This is a genomic window from Microbulbifer sp. ABM4_008 (genome assembly GCF_056311705.1).
In genome coordinates this window covers 3,767,192-3,788,562 of sequence record NZ_CM149970.1, presented here as the reverse complement: position 1 = coordinate 3,788,562, position 21,371 = coordinate 3,767,192, and the positions used below count along the sequence as shown (strand labels likewise).

The window sequence follows — 21,371 nt, the reverse complement described above, 5'->3', positions numbered from 1 at the left end:
GCACCCAGGGAGCGGGCAGAAGCCAACCCAAGAGGCGGCAATTAATGGGCACAAGAGCAGTGCGGATAGTTTGAAATCTCAGCTTAGCGCGGTTCGGGCTTAAGCTGGTTATTTACTTAAAAGGAGAGAAGTTATGAATAATAGAGTAAACAGGTATGCCATTTTCGCAGAACGCGTTCACTTGATGAATGGCGGAGCAAATAGCTTTAGAGACTCTGCGCCAACTCAAGAGGCGGCAAAAGAGCTGGCAGAGAAGATTGCTAAATCTGAAAAAGCGCTGTTTTATTCCTGGCTGCAAATTCTGGATATTGTGACAGGGAAGTTTACAGAGTATTCGATTGAGAGGGGTGGGGTATTGGTGGAGAGAAAGTGCCCGGCCTAATAGGACTTCATATGTCGTCTCTCTACCCTCTCGATTCACTCCTCCCTGGTAAGCAGGGAGGGGATGACTCAAGAGGGGAGATTGATGTATCGGAAGAAGGTGTAATTTTTATAATTTTTTCTTCCCTAGAAAGTAGAGTAATGGAAACTCTACTTTGCCGACGAATTAGTGCTTACATTATGTGTTTTACTTTTTTCATTTTATCGGTTAAATCTTGCTGTAGTTCTTTGCTCTCATGCCTGTCAAATACAGTAGATGCTTTATCATTCAGAACTGTGAAGTCTATCGTAATTGCAGCTATGAAAATCTGAATTATGATTAATGCAACCACGCCCCATGAATATCTTCTATGGAATCGCAAGTTTTCAACCTGTATTTTTGTGTTTAAGCTATCTAGTCTGCGGTCGATGCTATGTTTTAATTCGGACGAGGTTTCAAATAAGTTCTTCGAAATGGCTTTGGCTTTATTTATGTGAGGGTTAGAAAAGCTAGCCGGGATGGCTTTGTCAATTGCTCGTATTTTTTCTTGTAGTAAGTTAATTTTGTTTGTGGATTTAAATAATATGTCAAAGTTTTTCTCGACTTTGTTTGAGTTCTTTAATAGTGCTGCATTTGCAAATTTTGCTATTTTTTCATATTGCTTTTGTGTGTCGAAAAGCATTGATATGGATAAGTGTGAGCCGTATAGGGAGAGCCCTAGCGGGGAAAAATTGTCAAACCCGCCGATCTCTTCTAGGTGTTTGCTTTTTATGAATAGCGCGTCTAAATTGGTTTTATTTACTGGGTCCCCTGCAAGGAGGTTTTCCGATGGGTCGCTACTCAATTTCACATCATAAAACCCATGCCTTTCACGATGAATAAGTGCATAACTCCCTTCTTTTTTTTCAAAGTCTCGGTTTTTTGTGAAGTACGGTTCGTCATTATTGCAGTATAGATCGGCAATTAATCCTAACTCTGATTTTGTTTTCTTTATGTTCCAGTATTTAAGAATTTTGGTGGCTGTAGAAATTACATCGGAGGAGACGTTGTTTATCTTATTTTTTATTAGGTCATTTAATATGTTGTCTTTGCTTGGGATTCTAATTATCTTGAATCGAGGGGAGAAGGGGTTTATTGAGGATAAACTGTAGTATCTTTTGATTTTACTGACATCTATTTCCCGAACGGTTTCAGTTGCTTTTTCTTTAAGGAAGAAATATAGAGATAGATAATTGACGTCATGTGAGTATGTGGAAACCGAAGCATAACAGGAATCGCAGAAGTTGGTTTTGATTTCCATTCTTGCAGTGGCGGGGGGCGTATCCTCCATTGCGCGAAAGTAAATCATGCCCAGACTTCTTTCACCGCCATTAATGTCATGTCGGCTTTTGAAAAAAGCATCATCTCTAACCGGGTCATAACTCATAAGGAATGCACTTGATTTCAGCCATTGATGTAGTAAAAGCAATTCTTCATGATCGATATTTACAACTACACTGACAGCTGTCCATTTAAAATCACCATCTAACAGGCTGGCCGTCTTAATCTGATTATCTCTCTCATGAAGGGCTTGGCTTGACTGAGTTCCGAATCTGGAATACCTTTTGGCCTTCACTTGAAGCCATTCTGGAAAAATATAGGGGATCTTTCTTGCGAGAAAGAAGATAAATTCAGTACATTTGGCTTTTATAGGTTTCATTCGCTAGTCTTATATCTTGATAACATAATGTTTTATTGCTGTTCCCAGATCGTATCAGAGATTGCCTGGAGTCGTCACGAGTGCAATTTATGGCCTTGTTAGGTGTGAGTTGATCCTTTATCTTCCAGGGCTAAGTTATCTATTTCCATAAGTTCCTGCTCGGTAATTACGCGAACGAGGTCTTTGTCTTTTCTTCCTTCAGATTCTTCATTGAGTCTCCGAAGTAGGCGGTTATATTTATCTTTGTTATATGCTTCTGAATCAATCACTATGAGCAAAAGTGTATTTGGTAGTCTTTTTGTAAATTGAGAGTAAACGCTTTTTGCATAAATGTTTTTCAGATATGCTTCACGTAACCAGCCATAATTGAAGCCCTTTCTTATGTATTTTACTTCCACGATATAGTCTTTAGCTGGCTTATTTTTAGCGCGAAGTAAAATGTCTAATTGGATGCTTGCCACCATCACGTTGTGACTAACAATGTACCTACTTTTGTAATTGTTTAAGAGTTTAGAATAGACTGTTATTTCAATTCTTGAGTATTTTTCCTTAAATGAACGGGCAATATGCGCATCACTAATCAGCCCTTCATTAATTTTAAAAATCTCAAGCTCGGATGATTCTTTCTCTTCTATTTCGTCTTTTGTTGCATCGCGAAGTGATTGTAACCTTATTTCAAGATCGATCCTTGTTTGTTCATCAATATGAGCTTGGTTTCTCTGCCAATTCTTTAGTCCAAAGATGATTGATATAATTCCTATGATAGATCCAACCAAAGAAAACCATGGGATGAATCCAACAATAAACGAGACTGCATTCTGTCTTTTGATAACCACTTTCTTGGCAACTTCTGAGAGTGCATTAATCTCTGTTTCTGGCCGAAACAGGTCAAATGGTTCCTTAAGAAAAAGCCAGGGGGCCATAATGGAGAGCGTGATTAGTACTACACCCAGGGAAACTGTAAATTTATATAAATCCCCAAATTCGAATTTCATTTTCGATCCTTCTGATGCTTGGTAGTAAATCCAGCGGGAGTCTCGTCATATCAGTACTTTGTTTTTACTACTAGACAGATGAAACTGCTCTAGGGTTTTGATAGAGGGAGTGTCACCGCTGAGTGTGATGCTTGAGAAGTGTTGAAGTAGAATATGACAATTTCATTTTCCTTCATTGTGTCCTTGTGGCTAGCTTAAGCTATGAAAGAAGCTCCAGCCTTTATAAACCGCTTAAAATTCGCATAACCGGCTCCTTCTGATTTTCTTTGATTATAAATTGTGCAGTAAAAAGGGCTGCCGGTCACTCCTCCCCACGCCTGCCGATTTTTGGCGTTCTTTTAGTTGATGAAATGAGATTGGCGGCCAGGGCCTGAGCTGGTGCGGGGTTTGGGGATGCTTTGGATTTCACACTTTGAAGAGATTGGAAGAGAAATGAAGAGGAGTTTCACAGGGGGAAAGCAATAGATTGATGGTGTCCACATGTGGGCAAGGGAGAGTCAAAAAAATCTGTGTGGACACAATGTGGACACTTTGGGTCTTTCAAGCGCCAATCTTCAAAATTTAGGGAAGGTAAGCCAGAATTAAAAAACCCGCGAAAGCTAGAGCTGACGCGGGCTTGAGAGATGGTACCAGAGGCCGGACTCGAACCGGCACGCTTTTAAGGGCGGGGGATTTTGAATCCCCTGTGTCTACCAATTTCACCACTCTGGCACTTTCGCTGCTCGACCTTGGGGTCGGTGCGAAGAGGGCGTGATTATAGCAATGCTTTCGCTTGGGTCAACCTGTGATTTCAATAACTTAGCGCATTTTCTGTAGTCCTAGTTGAGGAGCCTCTGAGAAACTCCGTAATGCCTCTGTGGGTCTTGAGGGCTGCAGATGTTAGGCGCAGCTCGCCGCGAATGGCACAGTCCTTTGCTAGAGCTGCAACGTGGCAGCTGTAGCCCTCAAGGCCCACCCTTTGGGGCTTGCAGAGCAATTCACACTCGGCGTTGCGGCTTCTTGCAAGGTCTAGACATTCCTGCAAAGCCGCGCCTTGATTGTGAACTGCTCTGCATGCCAGAGGTATCACGGAGTTTTTCAGAGGCTCCTTAACAGCTCCTAAAATTTCCTATAACCTTCGCGACCTCTCCATAGTTTCTAGATTTCCAGGATTCCATGCAGCGTCAGGACTTTGACTTTCATCTGCCCGATGAGCTGATCGCCCGCGCGCCCACCGAGGAGCGCCGTGGCAGCCGTCTTTTGTGTCTGGATGGGCCCAGCGGGGCCATAGCACATCGGCAGTTCCCAGATATTCTCGATCAGGTCCAAGCTGGTGACCTGATAGTCTTTAACGATACCCGGGTGATCCCGGCGCGTTTGTTCGCGCAGAAGGAGACCGGCGGTAAGTTGGAAATCCTGGTGGAGCGGGTGCTCAACGAGACGGATATCTGGGCCCATGTGCGCTCCAGTAAGTCGCCAAAGCCCGGTTCCACCATCGTCCTTGAAGACGGTACCCGTATAGAGGTGACCGGCCGCAAGGATGCGCTATTTGAATTGTCCTTCCCTAAAGAAGAAGGTGTGCTGGCGATTCTGGACCGCCTCGGCCATATGCCGCTGCCTCCTTATATTGATCGTGAAGACGATGCCAGCGATCGCGAGCGCTACCAAACCGTATACGGCCGCAACGCTGGTGCTGTGGCGGCGCCGACGGCGGGGCTGCACTTTGATGATGAGATGATCGGTGCATTGCGGGATAAAGGTGTCGAGGTTGTCTTCGTTACCCTGCATGTGGGCGCCGGTACTTTCCAGCCGGTGCGCGTGGACAATATTTATGAGCACCAGATGCACAGCGAAGTGCTGGATGTCTCCCAGGATGTGGTGGATGCGGTAGCCGCTTGCCGCGCTCGCAATGGCAGCGTGATTGCGGTGGGTACCACCAGCGTGCGCGCGCTGGAAAGTGCGGCGCGCAGTGGCCAGTTACAGGCCACGGTGGGGGAGACAGATATCTTTATTTATCCCGGTTATGAATTCCAGGTTGTGGATAAGTTGATCACCAACTTCCATCTGCCGGAGTCCACCTTATTGATGCTGGTGAGTGCCTTCGCGGGGTACCAGCATACGATGGCCGCTTATAAGGCCGCAGTTGAGGAGCGCTATCGTTTCTTTAGTTACGGCGATGCCATGTTTATTACCCGCGATCCCAATGCCAAAAAAGAAGAAGTAGCACCAGCGAAAGGAGATACCCAGTGAGCCGCGAATGTTTTATGCAGTTTGAAGTGGATAACACTGATGGCAAGGCCCGTCGCGGCCGCTTGCGTTTCCCTCGCGGTGTGGTGGAAACCCCGGCGTTTATGCCGGTGGGCACTTACGGCACCGTGAAAGGCATGTTGCCGAGGGATATCGAAGGGATCGGTGCACAGATTATTCTCGGCAATACCTTCCACCTGATGCTGCGCCCGGGTACCGAAGTGGTTAAAGCCCACGGCGATCTGCACGACTTTACTCAATGGTCCGGCCCGATCCTTACCGACTCCGGCGGTTTCCAGGTGTTTAGCCTGGGTGAGCTGCGCAAGATTACGGAAGAGGGGGTTTCTTTCCGCTCGCCTATCGATGGCAGCCCGGTATTCCTGGACCCGGAAGAATCCATGCGCGTTCAGCGGGACCTGGGTTCCGATATCGTCATGATCTTCGATGAGTGCACCCCTTATCCGGCCACCACTGACGAAGCTCGCAAATCTATGGAGTTGTCCCTGCGTTGGGCGGAGCGCTCCAAGAAGGCTCACGGCGATAGCCCGTCGGCGCTGTTCGGTATTGTGCAGGGCGGTATGTACCCGGAATTGCGCGATGTGTCCCTTAAGGGGTTAACTGATATTGGTTTCGATGGCTATGCCATTGGTGGCCTGTCTGTGGGGGAGCCGAAAGAGGAGATGATCAAGGTCTTGGATCACCTGGCTCACAAGATGCCGGAAGATAAGCCGCGCTACCTGATGGGCGTGGGCAAGCCGGAGGATATTGTCGAGGCGGTGCGTCGCGGTGTGGATATGTTCGACTGCGTCATGCCCACTCGCAATGCGCGAAATGGCCACCTGTTTACCTTCGAAGGTGTGGTGAAAATCCGCAACGCCAGGCACCGTCACGATACGGGTCCCTTGGAGGAAGAGTGCGATTGCTACACCTGTGAGAATTTCTCTCGCGCTTACCTGCACCACCTGGATCGCTGTGGTGAAATTCTCGGTGCGCAGCTGAATACGATTCACAATTTGCGCCACTACCAGCGCCTGATGCAAAAGCTGCGTGATGCCATTGCCGCCAATGAGTTGGAGGCTTATGTCGCCGAGTTCTACCGTGGTCTGGGCCGCGAGGTTCCAGCGCTGGAGGCCTGATCAGGCGTCGTTTTTACCCTGCCTGGGGTGCTGCCCGTCTCATTGCGGCACCCCTGTAATTTGTCCGTTCCCACGATCCCCGTATAATCAGCCCCCACTTTTATTGGGGGCGGTGTACCTTGCATTCTGCGTATACTGCCCGCATATCCAGGCAAATTGCTTAGGCAGATTGCCAAGATTTACCGGCCCTCGGGGTCACACTAGAACAATGAGAACAGCATGAATCGCTACCCGATCTGGAAGTACTTTCTGATTCTCGCGGTTGTGGCCTTTGGCCTGATGTACGCCGCGCCCAATCTCTATAAGCCGGACCCTGCCGTGCAGATTTCCGGGCAATCCAGTGCACTCACCATCGGCCCCGATGTCCTTGCGAATGCACAAAAAGCCCTGGATGAAGCGGGTATTGCTCACTTCGGCGGCGAAGTTGGGGACAAGTCAGTACTGATCCGCTTGAACTCCATGGAGGAGCAGTTGCCGGCTAAAGAGGCGATTCAAAAAGCGCTTGGTACCACCAACTATGTTGTCGCCCTGAACCTGGCTTCCACCACACCCCAGTGGATGAAAGATATCGGCGCTAGCCCGATGAAGCTCGGTCTGGATCTGGCGGGTGGTGTGCACTTCCTGATGGAAGTCGACACCAACACCATCGTCAAGAACAACATGGAAAGCTACGAGCAGGAAGTGAAGAGCAAACTGCGCGAAGCCAAGGCCCGTTACCGCAATGTGGAGCTGGTGGATGATCGTGAGATTATTGCCCGCTTCCGCAACGATGAGCTGCGCAGCCGGGCGATGTCCACTCTGCGGAAGGAATTCCCGCAGCTTCAGCTGCGCGAGTCCGGCAGTGGTGAAAACCTGGAGATCCGCGCAACCCTGACCGATCAGGAAATCAAGCAGCTGGAAGATTACGCAGTAACCCAGAACCTCACCACCCTGCGCAATCGGGTGAACGAGCTGGGTGTTGCTGAGCCGATCGTACAGCGCCAGGGCCGCAACCGTATCGTTGTGGAGCTGCCCGGTGTACAGGACACCGCAGAGGCCAAGCGTATTATCGGTAAGACTGCCAACCTCGAATACCGTATGGAAGCTCGCCCGGATGAGCTGGTTTCCAACAAGGAATACTTCGAGTACCGCGATGAGCGTCAGGCGCAGATGTACGGTGGTGCCTGGTTGGAGCGCCAGATTATTATCAAGGGTGACAGCGTTACTAATGCCCGCGTCGGTTACGACGAGAGCGGTTTCCCGCAGGTAAATATCACCCTTGACGCCCGTGGCGGCGAGATGATGCACCGGGCTACCTGGAAGAATGTCGGTCGCCGTATGGGCACCCTGTTTATCGAGACTCGCTTTGAGCCGGTAACTGAGATCGACGAAAACGGTAACGAAGTTACCGTGCAGAAGCGCACTGAAGAGAAGAAGATTATTAATCTGGCCACGGTACAGAGTGCCCTTGGCAAGCAGTTCCGCACCACCGGCCTGGACAGCCCGGCTGAAGCCCAGGAACTGGCCCTGCTGCTGCGTGCCGGTGCCCTGGCAGCGCCCATGTACTTTGTGGAAGAGCGTGTGATCGGCCCATCTTTGGGTGCGGATAACATCAAGGTGGGTATTCAGTCGGTGGAGTACGGCTTGTTCGCGGTACTTATCTGTATGCTGATTTCCTATCGCGTATTTGGTTTGGCTGCGAACATTGCCCTGGCAGTAAACCTGATCCTGCTGGTGGCGGTCATGTCGCTGCTGGGCGCAACCCTCACGCTGCCCGGTATCGCCGGTATCGTATTGACCGTGGGTATGGCGGTGGATGCCAACGTGCTTATCTTCTCGCGAATACGGGAGGAGCTCAGGAATGGGATGCCTCCCCAGACAGCGATCAGCGCCGGTTTTGACAATGCTTACAGCACCATTGTGGATGCGAACATCACCACCCTAATTGTGGCGGTGATTCTGTATGCCATCGGTTCCGGCCCGGTACAGGGCTTCGCGGTAACCCTGTCTATCGGTATTCTCACCTCCATGTTCAGTGCCATCATGGGTACGCGAGCAATTGTTAACTTGTTCTACGGCGGTCGCCGTGTGCAGAAGCTCAGGATTTAAGGGAGACGGTCATGAGTGAGACCAAAGTGGATAACGGCAAAATTACCGAGTACATGGGCAAGCGCGTCTACGACTTTATGCGCTGGCGCAAGATCGCCGGGATTGTCTCGGTGGTGCTGGTACTTTCCTCCATCGCCGCACTGGCAATGAACGGCCTGAAGTTTGGCCTGGACTTTACCGGTGGTACCCAGGTTGAGGTGGGCTACGAGGTAACGCCTTTTATTAGCGACGTGCGCGATCAGTTGGATGCTGCTGGCTACGATGGCGCTACAGTAGTGAATTTTGGTTCTGAAAAGGATCTGCTGATCAAGTTGCCCCCTGAGGTGACCGAGGAGGAAACCCAGATCAGCGCTACCGACCAGGAAACAACGACACCGATCGGTGACAAGGTTGTCGCTCTCCTGAGAGAGGGCAGTGAGGGCGATGTTGAACTGCGCCGTGTTGAGATGGTGGGACCACAGGTAGGTGCTGAGCTGCGCGACGACGGCGGCCTGGGCATGATGCTGGCCCTGTTTATGGTGATGATCTACGTTGCCCTGCGCTTCCAGTACAAGTTCTCTTTCGGCGCGGTAGCGGCTCTGGGCCACGATGTGATTATTGTGCTGGGCTTCTTTGCGGTGATGGGATTGGACTTCGATTTAACCGTACTGGCGGCAGTATTGGCGGTGATCGGTTACTCCCTGAACGATACCATTGTGGTATCGGATCGTATCCGCGAGAACTTCCGCAAGGTGCGCAAGGCTGAGTCTGAGGAAATTATCAATATCTCAATCAGCCAGACCTTGGGCCGTACCTTTATGACGTCCTTCACCACCTTGCTGGTGCTGTGGGCGTTGCAGTTCTTCGGTGGCGAATTGATCCACAACTTCTCCCTGGCCTTGATCGTGGGTGTGGTTGTGGGTACTTACTCCTCTGTTTACGTAGCTGCCAACGTGCTGATGGCTTTGAATATCAACAAAGAAGACCTGATGCCGCCGGTGAAAGAGGGTGCGGAACTGGAAGAAATGCCCTGATGTGAATGAGAAGTGGCTGCGTTGACGCGGCCATATTCGAGCGGCCCCGGCCGCGCTTTGCTGCTGGTCAGCGGAGCGCCGTCGGGGTTTTTTATTGCGCGGAGGTTAGGCTCTGGGCTTTTTGCCGAGGGTGATGTGCTTGGGGCCGGAAGTGTTGGTCTGGCCGCTTACCCCTTTGGGCACCTGCTCGATCTCACCGCCACCGGCGAGGAACGCCTTTACCTGCTCCTCGATGCTTTCGCTGGTCTCGAGGGGAGCGGCTTGTTTGCGATTGGAGGAAGAGGAAGGTTTCTTGGCCACGGCGCTATCCGGTTTTTATGTGTAAGCGGGCCATATTAGCACGGCTTGCACAAAAAATCACCCAAGTGGCCAGACTCTGCACATAGCGGGTGTTTTGTCGACAGCTTTCGAATAATTTTGTCGTTTTTGGATAAATCGGGCCGCTTTGAGGCAGCCCGGAAGATAGTGCGTTATTCGGCTTCTTCTGTGGTCTCTTCGGTTTCCAGCGGCCAACCGCCCATCTCTTTCCACTTGTTCACGATGCCGCAAAACAGGGTTGCGGTTTTTTCTGCGTCGTACTCGGCGGAGTGGGCGCAGTTGTTATCAAACTCGATTCCAGCAACCTGGCAAGCTTTGGCTAATACGGTCTGGCCGTAGGCGAGGCCGGCGAGGCTAGCGGTGTCGAAGCAGGAGAACGGGTGGAATGGGTTGCGCTTGATGCCGGTGCGCTCGACGGCTGCATTGACGAAGCCCAGGTCGAAGTGGGCATTGTGGGCAACCACGATGGCGCGGGTGCAGCTGTGCTTTTTCACGGCGCTGCGAATCTTGCGGAACAGCTCGGGGATGGCGATTTCTTCCGGCCAGGCGTCGCGGTCCGGGGATTCCAGGTCGATGCCAATAAAGTCGAGAGCGGATTGCTCAACATTGGCGCCCTCAAAAGGCTCCAGGTGGAAACTGTGGGTCTCCAGCGGGAAGAGGTTGCCGGAGTCATCCATGTCGAGGATAACCGCAGAAATTTCCAGCAGTGCATCGGTACGGGCGTTAAAGCCGCCGGTTTCAAGGTCGATGACCACGGGCAGAAAGCCTCGGAATCGCTGGGCGAGAGAGCTTTTTGGTCCTGTGGGTTCTTCGGCGGGTGTCACGGTGGTTCCTTGTAAATCTTGTCTTCAGGCCAGCAGCATTTGGCGCTGGTGGGGCAGGGTATTGTATTCGAATTGCGGCGCCTGCCGGGAGTGTTCTCCCTGCAGGCGCTGTAATCAGGGCACTCGCCGATTACGCAAGTTGCCAGTTTAAGGTTTCACCGGCTGCGAGGGGAATCAGATTTTCACCACCCATATCCAGTTTTTCCGGCAGGGTCCAGGGGCTCTTGACCAGGGTGATGGTGCCCTCGTTGCGCGGCAGCTCGTAGAAGTCGGGGCCGAACTCACTGGCAAAGCCTTCCAGCTTGTCCAGTTTGCCCGCGCGCTCGAATACTTCGGCGTATAGCTCAATAGCGGAGTAGGCGGTATAGCAGCCGGCGCAACCACAGGAGTGTTCTTTCTTGTGGTGGGCGTGGGGGGCTGAGTCGGTGCCGAGGAAAAACTTCGGGTTACCACTGGTGGCCGCTTCGATCAATGCATTTTGATGGTAGCCGCGCTTGAGGATCGGCAGGCAGTAAAAGTGCGGCTGGATACCACCAACCAGCATATGGTTGCGGTTGTACAGTAGGTGGTGCGCGGTGATGGTTGCGGCAACGCCTTCGCGGGCGCCTTGTACAAACTCTACTGCTTGGGCGGTGGTGATATGTTCAAACACCACTTTCAGCGTGGGGAAATCATCTACCAGGCGGGACAGGGTTTTCTCGATAAAAGCCTGCTCGCGGTCGAAGATATCGATATCGCTGGTGGTCACTTCACCGTGTACCAACAGCTTCATACCGCAGGCCTGCATCTCTTCCAGGGCCGGGTAGATGTTGGCGATATCGGTAACGCCGGAATCGGAGTTGGTGGTCGCGCCCGCTGGGTACAGTTTGGCGGCGATAACACCGGCTTCATGAGCTTTGCGAATAACGGCAGCGTCGGTCTTGTCGGTGAGGTAGATCACCATCAAGGGTTCGAAGTTGGTGTCGGCGGGAACATTGGCGTTGATACGTTCCTTATATGCCACTGCACTTTCGGCATCGGTCACAGGGGGTACCAGGTTGGGCATTACAATCACGCGGCGGAATTGTTTTGCAGCATCGGGCACGGTGCGCCCGAGAGCGGCGCCGTCGCGCAGGTGAATGTGCCAGTCGTCGGGGGCGCGCAGGGTAATTTGCTCCGTCATGGTACTCCGTAAAGCTTCTTAGCGTAGTGAGTCGTTGTGCGGCGCGAATGCTACCCGAAGCTGTACAAAATTGCGATGCACGAAAAGGTTAAAAATCAATCAATTGTGCTTACTCGCGCCTTGACGCTAGTCGATCGCGAGCTTAGGCGCTACAATCGCGCCCCGACAAAGAGTGTGGGTATTGTTGTGCCCGCAATTTACCGATCCTGGGCATATCTCCAAGAATAACTCCCCCAGACCGACACTAGTTTCGCGTAGTGGCATTCCCCGTCTCCGCGTTTTTGTCGCGGCGGCGTATTTCCGGCAGCAGAGGACAGCAATGAGCAAAATCGAAAAGGTGGTACTGGCATACTCCGGTGGATTGGATACGTCAGTAATCGTGCGATGGTTGCAGGAGACTTACGGTTGTGAAGTGGTGACTTTCACCGCTGATATCGGCCAGGGTGAAGAGGTGGAACCGGCCCGTGCCAAGGCCGAGGCCCTCGGGGTTAAAGAGATTTATATCGACGATCTGCGCGAAGAGTATGTGCGCGATTTCGTTTTCCCGATGTTCCGCGCCAATGCGATTTATGAAGGGGAGTACCTGCTGGGTACCTCTATTGCGCGCCCGCTGATTGCCAAGCGCCTGATTGAGATTGCCAACGAGACTGGCGCCGATGCCATTTCCCACGGTGCTACCGGTAAAGGTAATGACCAGGTGCGCTTCGAACTGGGCGCCTACGCGCTGAAGCCGGGCATCCAGGTAATCGCTCCCTGGCGCGAGTGGGACCTGAACTCCCGCGAAAAGCTGATGCAGTACTGCGAGCAGCACAATATTCCGGTGGACTTCTCTTCCAGCAAGAAGAAATCCCCTTACTCCATGGATGCCAACCTGCTGCACATCTCTTACGAGGGCGGCAACCTCGAAGATCCCTGGGCGGAAGCCGAAGAGGATATGTGGCGCTGGAGCGTGAGCCCTGAGGCGGCTCCGGAAGAACCCACCTACATTACTTTGGGTTTTGAGAAGGGCGATCCTGTTTCTATCGACGGTGAGCGCTTAAGCCCTGCTACTTTGCTTGAGAAGCTGAATAAGTTGGGCGGAGCCAACGGTATCGGTCGTCTGGATATCGTGGAAAACCGCTACGTGGGAATGAAGTCCCGCGGCTGCTACGAAACACCGGGCGGCACCATTTTGATGAAGGCGCACCGCGCCATTGAGTCCATTACCCTGGATCGCGAAGTTGCGCACATGAAGGATTCCCTGATGCCGCGCTACGCCGAGCTGGTTTACAACGGTTACTGGTGGTCCCCAGAGCGCCGCATGCTGCAGGCTGCGATCGATGAGTCCCAGGATGTGGTTAACGGCGAAGTTCGCCTGAAACTGTACAAAGGCAGCGTGAGTGCTGTGGGCCGTCGCTCTGCGGACAGTCTCTTCGATGAGCGTATCGCTACCTTCGAAGACGATGCTGGTGCTTACGACCAGAAGGATGCGGAGGGCTTTATCAAGCTCAACGCCCTGCGTCTGCGCATTGCCGCAGGTAAAGGAAGAAAATTGATTTAGTTGATTTAGATCAGCAATCACCGGGCAAGGATGCGCTTAAATCCTTATCCGGCCAATAGTAACCACAGTGCCTCACACATTGTGGTTGCACACCTTCTGTGGTGGGCCAGTCCCGCACAGTGGAACCGAATCTTAAAAGCAACGGAAGTAAAAACATGACGACAACGGTGGCAAAGACCGGCCCTGTGCCGGACTATGACTACAATATCGTGCGCCAGTTCACCATCATGTCCGTGGTCTGGGGCATTTTTGGTATGGGCATGGGCGTATTGATCGCAGCCCAGCTAGCCTGGCCTGAACTCAACGACTTTTGGCAGCCCTTCTCGCACTTCGGGCGCTTGAGGCCCCTGCACACCAACGCGGTAATTTTCGCCTTTGGTGGTAGTGTTCTCTTTGCCACTTCTTACTATGTGGTACAGCGTACCTGTCAGGTCCGCCTTTGGGGTGGCTGGCTGATCCCCTTCACCTTCTGGGGATGGCAGGCCGTTATCGTCGCCGCGGCAATTACTCTGCCGATGGGCTTCACTTCCACCAAGGAATACGCTGAGCTCGAGTGGCCTATCGATATCCTGATTGCCCTGGTTTGGGTTGCTTACGCGCTGGTGTTCTTCGGCACCATCATGAAGCGTAAGACTTCTCACATCTACGTGGCGAACTGGTTCTTCGGTGCTTACATCGTAACTATTGCTGTTCTCCATATCGTTAATAACCTGGAGATTCCTGTTGGCCCGTTCAAGTCCTACTCTATCTATTCGGGCACTAAGGACGCAATGATCCAGTGGTGGTATGGCCACAACGCAGTAGGGTTCTTCCTGACTGCAGCCTTCCTCGGCATCATGTACTACTTCGTACCTAAGCAAGCTGGTCGTCCGGTTTATTCCTACCAGCTGTCTATCGTTCACTTCTGGGCACTGATCTCCCTGTACGTATGGGCTGGTGGTCACCACCTGCACTACTCAGCGCTGCCCGACTGGGCTCAGAGCCTGGCGATGGTTATGTCCCTGATTCTGCTGGCACCTTCCTGGGGCGGTATGATCAACGGCATCATGACCCTGTCCGGCGCATGGCATAAGCTGCGCACCGACCCGACCCTGCGCTTCCTGGTGGTATCCCTGTCCTTCTACGGTATGTCTACCTTCGAAGGTCCGATGATGTCCATCAAGACTGTAAACGCTCTGTCTCACAACACTGACTGGACCGTTGGCCACGTACACTCCGGCGCTTTGGGCTGGGTTGCAATGATCTCTATCGGTGCTCTGTATCACCTGGTTCCGGTTCTGTGGAAACGCCGCGAAATGTACAGCTCCAAGCTGATCAACGCGCACTTCTGGCTGGCAACTGTAGGTACTGTTCTGTACATCGCCGCTATGTGGGTTAACGGTATTACCCAGGGCCTGATGTGGCGTGCATTTAACGCCGACGGCACCCTGACTTACAGCTTCGTAGAGAGTGTTGTAGCCAGCCATCCGGGCTATGTAGTTCGCTGGTTGGGCGGCGCCATGTTCCTGGTGGGTATGCTGCTGATGGCTTACAACGTTTACCGCACGATTACCGAGAAGGTAAACGATGCCGAAGCCGATAACACCGTTCGAGCAGTGCCTGCGGCATAGGAGTTTAGATCGTGAAGAATCATGACCTCGTAGAAAAAAACATCGGCTGGATGATCTTTTTCACCATTATCGCCATCAGTTTCGGCGCCCTGGTTGAGATCGTTCCGCAGTTCTTTACCAAGGATAACTACACGCCGCTGCCGGGGCAGAAGCCGCTGACAGCAATGGAGCTGGAAGGTCGCGATATCTACATTCGCGAAGGCTGCCACGTTTGCCACACTCAGATGATTCGTCCTCTGCGTGCGGAAGTTGAGCGTTACGGCCACTACTCCATGGCTCAGGAATCCATTTACGAGCACCCCTTCTTGTGGGGCTCCAAGCGTACCGGTCCAGACCTGGCGCGCGTAGGTGGACGCTACTCTGATGAATGGCAGCGCGCGCACTTGTACAACCCGCGCAGCGTTGTGCCTGAGTCAATCATGCCTGCTTACCCCTGGTTGTTCGACAATGTGGTAACTGGCGAATACACCGCACGTAAGATGGAAGCGCTGCGCTTCGTCGGTGTGCCCTACACCGATGACGACATCGCCAACGCCGCTGAGCCTTTCAAAGGTGGCAAGGTCAAGGAAATTGACGCGCTGGTCGCTTACTTGCAACAGCTGGGTACCCTGGTTACCCAAAAACGCTAATAGCGAGGAAGGAAACTCGTGACTATTGAAACTTTGCGGGAAATCGGTCTGGTTCTGGGCTCTGTGGCTTTTCTGGCTATCTGCTGGTGGGCCTTCTCTCCGAAGCGCAAGAAGCGCTTCGAAGAAGATGCCAATTTGCCATTTGCCGATGAAGAGCGACAAGCCGACAAGGACAAGTCGGCCGCTCAGCAGGACGAATCCAATTCCGGGGATAAACCCGGAGCCAATCGAAAACAGGGGCAGGATAAGTAATGAGTACATTCTGGAGTGTGTGGGTAATTGTGCTCACCCTCGCCAATCTGGCGTTGATTACCTGGGTGCTGTTCGCCAACCGAAAGGTGGCAGTGGATGACCAGGCTGAACCGGAAAACAAAACCACGGGCCACGTTTACGATGGCATCGAGGAATACGACAACCCGCTGCCCAAGTGGTGGTTCATGTTGTTCATTGCCACCCTGGTGTTCTCTGCGGGATATCTGGTGGTTTACCCGGGTCTGGGTAACTTCAAAGGTGTCGGCAACTGGACTTCTGTCGGTGCATTGGAAGCTTCCCAGGCCAAGGCTCAGGAGCGATTCCACGAGACCTTCGGTAAGTACGAAAATATGCCGATCGAGCAGATTGCGCAGAGCCCCGAAGCCCTCAAGATGGGTTCCCGGATCTTCGCTAACAACTGTGCGGTATGTCACGGTGCAGATGCCGGCGGTAACTTTGGCTTCCCGAACCTGACCGATAACGCCTGGCTGTACGGCGGCACCCCGGAGAAAATCCTGGAAACCCTGTACAACGGTCGTCAGGGCATGATGCCTCCTCAGGGTCCGGTGATCGGTGAAGAAGGTGTTAGAAATGCGACAGAGTATGTTCTCTCCCTGAACGGCCTGGAGCACGACACCGCCATGGCAGCCGAAGGTCAGAAGGTATTCAACACCGTGTGTATGGCTTGTCACGGTATGGATGCCAAAGGCAACCAAATGCTGGGTGCGCCGAACCTGACCGACGACATCTGGCTGTACGGTAGCAATCGCGAACAGATCCAACACACTATTCGCGGTGGTCGTACAAATATGATGCCCGCGCAAAAAGATAAACTGCGTGAAGACAAAATCCGCCTCGTAGCGGCCTATGTCTACAGCCTGTCGCAGCAGGAAGAAGAAAAGCAGTAATTAACTATTGAGGCCCGGCATTTGCTGGGCCTTGTTTTATCAAGGGACTCCGGGCGCTGCAGGGACGGAGAAAAAAGCCTCAACATAAGGGGCTACCTGGCCCACGTACAAGATGTGCCCGTGCGAGAGTGAGGTTTGTGTGAGTGATTTAATTCCAACCCGTGAGGAACAGGAAGGTGATGGCGAAGTTCGCTATCGCATGCTGTATGAGTCGGAAGACAAAGTCTACATCCGACATATCAAGGGTGTTTTCACCCGTGTTCGCAAATATACCGGCCTGCCTTTGCTGCTGGCTTTCTTCTTCCTACCTTGGATCAATATCGACGGGCGCCAGTCGGTCTTCTTTGATCTCCCCACCCGCCAATTCCATATTTTCTGGACTACTTTCGGCCCCCAAGACGGCTTCCTTCTAGGTTGGCTGCTGATCATTGCCGCCTTCGCGCTGTTTGCGGTCACCACTTTGCTGGGCAGGGTGTGGTGTGGCTTCACCTGTCCGCAGACCGTCTGGACCATGATGTTTATCTGGGCAGAAAGGGTTTGTGAAGGCGATCGCAACAAGCGAATGAAGCTCGATAAGGCCCCCTGGAACCTGGAAAAGGTTCTGCGCAAGGGTGGCACACACACCATTTGGCTGTTGATCTCGCTGGCAACTGCACTGGCATTTGTGGGTTATTTCTACGGTGTGCGCGAGCTGGTGGTGGATCTGGCGACGTTTAACGCGCACCCGCAGGGTGTTTTCTGGGTCGCTTTCTTCACTTTTGCCACCTATATGAACGCCGGCTTCCTGCGTGAGCAGGTGTGTAAATACATGTGCCCCTATGCCCGTTTCCAGTCGGTGATGTACGACGAGGATACGCTGGCGGTTTACTACGATGCCAAGCGGGGTGAGACCCGTGGTCCGCGCAAAAAGAACGTGGATTACAAGGCGGAAGGTATGGGCGACTGTATCGACTGCTACTGGTGTGTTCAGGTGTGTCCGGTGGATATCGATATCCGCGACGGCATGCAGTACGAATGTATCAACTGTGGCCTCTGTGTCGATGCGTGTAATAGCGTGATGGACAAGATGGGCTATGAGCAGGGCTTGATTCGCTTCACCTCTGAGGACGAATTGCAGGGTGGAAAGACCCGCTTCCTGCGCCCGCGCCTATTTGGCTACGCGTTGATACTGGTTGCGATGACCGGCCTGTTTGCACAGCAAGTGATGACTCGAAGCCCAATCGAGGCAGAAATCACTCGCGACCGCGGTGCTCGTATGTTCCGTGAGTCCCAGGGACAGGTGCAAAATGTCTACACGGTAAAAATCAACAATATGGATCAGGCTCCCCACGAATTCACCATAAAGGTGGAAGGTAAGCCTGAATACGATTACTCCATTCGCAAGCCGAAGACGATTTACCTGGTGCCTGGAGAGATGTTCTCCGTTCCCATTCGGGTAAGCGTTCCCAGAGACCAGCTGAAGGATACCAAGCACGATATCGAGATTGTTGTCCAAGCAGTCGACAATCCTGAGCTGGTTGATAAGCACCGAACGGTGTTTATTGGTCCAAAGCAGTAGACGGGACGCCAATCCCGTTGCAAAGTACGGGCCCGCCCAGGCGGGCTCGACTTTTGTGCACAAACGGTAACTTTTTGGTAACGCGATGAATGAACCAACCCCAAAACCCTGGTACCGGGAACCTTGGGCGTGGATGGTACTGGCCCCACTGATTACAGTGGTGGTTGTCTCCACAATTACAGTCTCGATAGCGGTGCGCTTTGCTGACGATAAAGTCAGTGATACTTACTACAAAGACAGCCGCATGTATCACTTCAGCGCCGAGCAGGACTTGCGCGCGAAAGAGCTGGGTCTGGCCGCTTTGGTCCAGTTTCAGCCGTCTGAAAAATCGGTTGTCGTGGAGCTGAATGGCGACCTCGACTACCCCAAGGCCCTACTGCTCACATTGAGCCATCCGGTGGAGTCTGACCTGGATAAGCATATCGAGCTCTCCCAGCTCTCCGTGGGCCGCTACCAGGGCACCTTGCCTGAAGGCGTTGGGAATCGCTGGTATCTCCGCTTGATGCCGGAACTCGATCCCGATGCGCATCAGGACGCCAACTGGCGCCTGAAAGGTGAAATCAACTTCGATCTCGGCAATGCCGCGCCACTGAACGCAGTAACTCAATGACTTCGTCTTCCTCCTCCTGTTATCACTGCGGACTCCCAGTCCCTCCCGGCAGCAACCACTCGGTGGTTATCGACGGGGCCGCCCGGGATATGTGTTGTCCAGGCTGTGAGGCGGTAGCCAGCGCTATCGTTTCCGGTGGTCTGGATGGCTTTTATCGCTTCCGGGAGAAGGAGAGCGACAGGCCGGAGGAAGCTCAACCCCAGGACCGCTGGGCGGCATACGATTTGCCGGAAGTGCAGCAGCAGTTTGTCCACGATTGGGATAACGGCAACAAGATAGCCTCGCTGTTGATTAGCGGTATTACCTGTGCGGCCTGTGTGTGGCTGATAGAAAAGCACCTGGGGCAGTTGGACGGGATTGAGAAGGTCTCTGTCAACGCCAGTACCCAGCGTGCCCAGATCGGTTTTAATCCCGACAAGATCAAACCCAGTGAGCTGTTTGGCGAACTGGAACGGATTGGCTACCGGCCGGCCCCGGCTACTGCGGCCAACCAGGAAAGTGTGATCCAGAGCGAGCACCGCGCCGCCCTGCGCCGCCTGGGTGTCGCCGGACTCGGCACCATGCAGGTGATGATGTTTGCCATCGCCCTGTATTTTGGTGCTGCAGCGGAAGAGGGTGTCGGTGAGTTTGAGCGCTACTTCCGCTGGGTTTCCCTGCTGGTGGCGACGCCAGTGGTTTTCTATGCGGCGCGCCCATTTTTCAGTGCCGCTTTGCGCAGTCTGCGCGCCCGACACCTGAGTATGGATGTGCCAGTGTCCCTGGCGATTGGTATGGCCTATGTCGCCAGCTTTTACGCCACGGTATTCGGCACCGGCGAGGTGTACTTTGAATCTATCTCCATGTTCACCTTCTTCCTGCTGTTGGGACGAACGGTGGAGATGCGCGCCCGCCACCGGGCGGGCTTAGCCAGCGGTGGTTTGGCTCAGTTGCTGCCGATGACGGCGGCCAAATATCAAGGGGACGATATTGTCCATGTACCGGTGGCCGCATTGGTCGCTGGGGATAAAGTTTTGTTGCGCCCGGGAGACACTGTCCCCGCCGATGGGGAGGTGCTGGAGGGCGTTAGTGGTGTGGATGAATCCCTGCTCAGCGGTGAATCGGCACTGCAACAGAAGTCTGCTGGCAGCCCGGTTTATGCCGGTAGTGTCAACGGCGATTCCACCCTGACTATTCGAATCACGGCAGCGGGGCAGTCGACTCGCTTGTCCGCTATTGAGCGCCTGGTAGAACGGGCGCAATTAGATAAACCCAACCAAGTGGCCCTGGCAGATCGGGTTGCGGGTATTTTTGTCGGTGTCGTTTTATTCGCGGCACTGGCGGCGTTTGTTGTCTGGTGGCAAATCGACCCCAGTCGCGCTTTTTGGGTATCTCTGTCTGTGCTGGTGGTGACTTGCCCCTGCGCACTGTCGCTGGCAACTCCTGCTGCCCTGGCTTCCGCCACCCTGCGTTTACAGCAGTTGGGGCTTCTTGTGGCTGGAGGCAGTCTACTGGAAACGCTGCCGCGTATCGGCCGGGTGCTGTTCGACAAGACCGGTACTCTGACACGCGGTGAGCCGAGAATCCTGCATATTGATTTGCTGCGGGCCAACTGGAGCGAGCAGCGGGTTAAGGATGTTGCCGCTGCCCTGGAATCCCAGACCAATCACCCCCTGGCCAGGGCCTTCCGCGCCTGGCGTGGCAATCTCATCGCCACTGATCTGAAAGTTCATACCGGGGCCGGCCTGAAAGGGCAGATTGAGGGGGGTAGTTACCGACTGGGTAAGGCGAGCTTTGTCTCCAGTGAGGATATTTCCACGCCCGAAGGGGAGGGGCAGTGGCTACTGCTCGGCGACTCCCTGGGCCCTATTGCCTGGATTGCGTTGGGGGATAAGTTACGGGACTCGGCAACCACCGCTGTTGAGGGTTTGACTGAGCAAGGTCTTTCAGTGGAACTGCTCAGTGGTGACCAGTCTGCGGAAGTTGAGCGGCTGGCAGGGCGAGCGGGTATCGATAACTACCGCGCCGGTGCCTCGCCAGAGGACAAGCTCAGCCATATGAAGCAGCTGCAAAGCGATGGTGAGAAGGTGCTGATGGTAGGGGATGGCATCAATGATGTGCCAGTGCTCTCTGGTGCCGATGCCTCTGTGGCGATGATGTCTGCGGCGGATCTGGCCCAGTCCCGCGCCGATGCCATTTTGCTGAACGGTGATCTCGAAGTGCTGCCCAAAGCTATAGAGCTGGCGCACAAGTGCCGCCGAATTGTGCGGCAAAACCTGGCATGGGCTCTGGGCTACAACGTGATTGCCCTGCCGCTGGCATTTTGCGGTCTGGTGCCGCCCTGGGCTGCGGCAATCGGTATGTCCCTGAGTTCTCTGATCGTAGTGCTAAATGCGTTGCGTCTGTCCCGTGGACAGAAAGTCGACGAAAACCCTGTGAGCGCCGAGGCTTAATCCCGTGCTCACA

Annotated in this window: 18 protein-coding genes and 1 tRNA gene; 13 read left to right on the top strand and 6 right to left on the bottom strand. The window is 53.3% G+C overall.

All coding sequences use genetic code 11. The features are described 5' to 3' along the window. Window positions 1-133 precede the first annotated feature (133 nt). Window positions 134-382 (top strand): hypothetical protein, encoded by a 249-nt coding sequence (locus tag ACYX4J_RS16520; RefSeq protein WP_476177089.1) that lies wholly within the window; start codon window positions 134-136, stop codon window positions 380-382. 172 nt (window positions 383-554) lie between these two features. On the opposite strand, the gene ACYX4J_RS16515 is transcribed toward ACYX4J_RS16520, so the two are convergent. The 3 genes from ACYX4J_RS16515 to ACYX4J_RS16505 all read right to left on the bottom strand — a co-directional run bounded on the left by ACYX4J_RS16515 (window position 555) and on the right by ACYX4J_RS16505 (window position 3,766). Continuing rightward, window positions 555-2,060, bottom strand: coding sequence for a hypothetical protein (locus ACYX4J_RS16515; protein WP_476177088.1), 1,506 nt, complete (start codon window positions 2,058-2,060; stop codon window positions 555-557). A 98-nt stretch (window positions 2,061-2,158) separates the two neighbouring features. Further along, window positions 2,159-3,055, bottom strand: a complete 897-nt coding sequence (locus ACYX4J_RS16510; RefSeq protein ID WP_476177087.1) for a hypothetical protein — start codon at window positions 3,053-3,055, stop codon at window positions 2,159-2,161. Window positions 3,056-3,679: 624 nt separating this feature from the next. Next, window positions 3,680-3,766, bottom strand: a tRNA-Leu gene (locus tag ACYX4J_RS16505). 444 nt (window positions 3,767-4,210) lie between these two features. On the opposite strand from ACYX4J_RS16505, the gene queA reads away from it, so the two are divergent. The 4 genes from queA (at window position 4,211) to secF (ending at window position 9,518) form a co-directional block, all read left to right on the top strand. Continuing rightward, a complete protein-coding gene (gene queA, locus ACYX4J_RS16500; RefSeq protein ID WP_476177086.1) occupies window positions 4,211-5,284 on the top strand; it encodes a tRNA preQ1(34) S-adenosylmethionine ribosyltransferase-isomerase QueA in 1,074 nt (357 codons plus the stop codon). Window positions 5,285-5,298: 14 nt separating this feature from the next. Further along, window positions 5,299-6,417: a tRNA guanosine(34) transglycosylase Tgt gene (gene tgt, locus ACYX4J_RS16495; RefSeq protein ID WP_476178665.1), complete on the top strand. Its 1,119-nt coding sequence runs from the start codon at window positions 5,299-5,301 to the stop codon at window positions 6,415-6,417. A 219-nt stretch (window positions 6,418-6,636) separates the two neighbouring features. Further along, entirely contained in the window at window positions 6,637-8,505 is a 1,869-nt protein-coding gene (gene secD, locus ACYX4J_RS16490) for a protein translocase subunit SecD (RefSeq protein WP_476177085.1), read from the top strand. 11 nt (window positions 8,506-8,516) lie between these two features. Then, window positions 8,517-9,518 (top strand): protein translocase subunit SecF, encoded by a 1,002-nt coding sequence (gene secF / locus ACYX4J_RS16485; RefSeq protein ID WP_444956940.1) that lies wholly within the window; start codon window positions 8,517-8,519, stop codon window positions 9,516-9,518. A 105-nt stretch (window positions 9,519-9,623) separates the two neighbouring features. On the opposite strand, the gene ACYX4J_RS16480 is transcribed toward secF, so the two are convergent. From ACYX4J_RS16480 to pyrC, 3 genes are all read right to left on the bottom strand, one after another. Then, the gene (locus ACYX4J_RS16480; RefSeq protein ID WP_413664697.1) at window positions 9,624-9,818 is read right to left on the bottom strand and encodes a hypothetical protein; all 195 of its coding nucleotides are present in this window, start codon (window positions 9,816-9,818) and stop codon (window positions 9,624-9,626) included. 170 nt (window positions 9,819-9,988) lie between these two features. Beyond that, a complete protein-coding gene (gene rnt, locus ACYX4J_RS16475) occupies window positions 9,989-10,660 on the bottom strand; it encodes a ribonuclease T (protein WP_282931564.1) in 672 nt (223 codons plus the stop codon). Window positions 10,661-10,790: 130 nt separating this feature from the next. After that, window positions 10,791-11,822, bottom strand: coding sequence for a dihydroorotase (gene pyrC / locus ACYX4J_RS16470; protein WP_413664698.1), 1,032 nt, complete (start codon window positions 11,820-11,822; stop codon window positions 10,791-10,793). Between the two features lie 319 nt (window positions 11,823-12,141). Between pyrC and ACYX4J_RS16465 the strand changes: the two genes are divergently transcribed. The 8 genes from ACYX4J_RS16465 (at window position 12,142) to ACYX4J_RS16430 (ending at window position 21,358) form a co-directional block, all read left to right on the top strand. Then, window positions 12,142-13,362, top strand: a complete 1,221-nt coding sequence (locus tag ACYX4J_RS16465) for an argininosuccinate synthase (protein ID WP_476177084.1) — start codon at window positions 12,142-12,144, stop codon at window positions 13,360-13,362. 155 nt (window positions 13,363-13,517) lie between these two features. Then, on the top strand, window positions 13,518-14,972 hold the full coding sequence (ccoN, locus tag ACYX4J_RS16460) for a cytochrome-c oxidase, cbb3-type subunit I (RefSeq protein WP_413664700.1): 1,455 nt from the start codon (window positions 13,518-13,520) through the stop codon (window positions 14,970-14,972). Window positions 14,973-14,983: 11 nt separating this feature from the next. Continuing rightward, window positions 14,984-15,601 (top strand): cytochrome-c oxidase, cbb3-type subunit II, encoded by a 618-nt coding sequence (gene ccoO, locus ACYX4J_RS16455; protein ID WP_413664701.1) that lies wholly within the window; start codon window positions 14,984-14,986, stop codon window positions 15,599-15,601. An 18-nt stretch (window positions 15,602-15,619) separates the two neighbouring features. Continuing rightward, window positions 15,620-15,853 carry a cbb3-type cytochrome oxidase subunit 3 gene (locus ACYX4J_RS16450; RefSeq protein WP_413664702.1) on the top strand — a complete coding sequence of 78 codons (234 nt, stop codon included), beginning with the start codon at window positions 15,620-15,622 and terminating at the stop codon, window positions 15,851-15,853. Continuing rightward, a complete protein-coding gene (gene ccoP, locus ACYX4J_RS16445) occupies window positions 15,853-16,761 on the top strand; it encodes a cytochrome-c oxidase, cbb3-type subunit III (RefSeq protein ID WP_444906137.1) in 909 nt (302 codons plus the stop codon). The genes ACYX4J_RS16450 and ccoP overlap by 1 nt, the downstream gene beginning before the upstream one ends. A 139-nt stretch (window positions 16,762-16,900) precedes the next feature. Continuing rightward, window positions 16,901-18,319 (top strand): cytochrome c oxidase accessory protein CcoG, encoded by a 1,419-nt coding sequence (ccoG, locus tag ACYX4J_RS16440; RefSeq protein WP_413664704.1) that lies wholly within the window; start codon window positions 16,901-16,903, stop codon window positions 18,317-18,319. 85 nt (window positions 18,320-18,404) lie between these two features. Continuing rightward, window positions 18,405-18,929 (top strand): FixH family protein, encoded by a 525-nt coding sequence (locus ACYX4J_RS16435; RefSeq protein ID WP_444891804.1) that lies wholly within the window; start codon window positions 18,405-18,407, stop codon window positions 18,927-18,929. Then, a complete protein-coding gene (locus ACYX4J_RS16430) occupies window positions 18,926-21,358 on the top strand; it encodes a heavy metal translocating P-type ATPase (protein ID WP_476177083.1) in 2,433 nt (810 codons plus the stop codon). Before ACYX4J_RS16435 ends, ACYX4J_RS16430 begins: the two co-directional genes overlap by 4 nt. The last annotated feature ends 13 nt before the right edge of the window (window positions 21,359-21,371 follow it).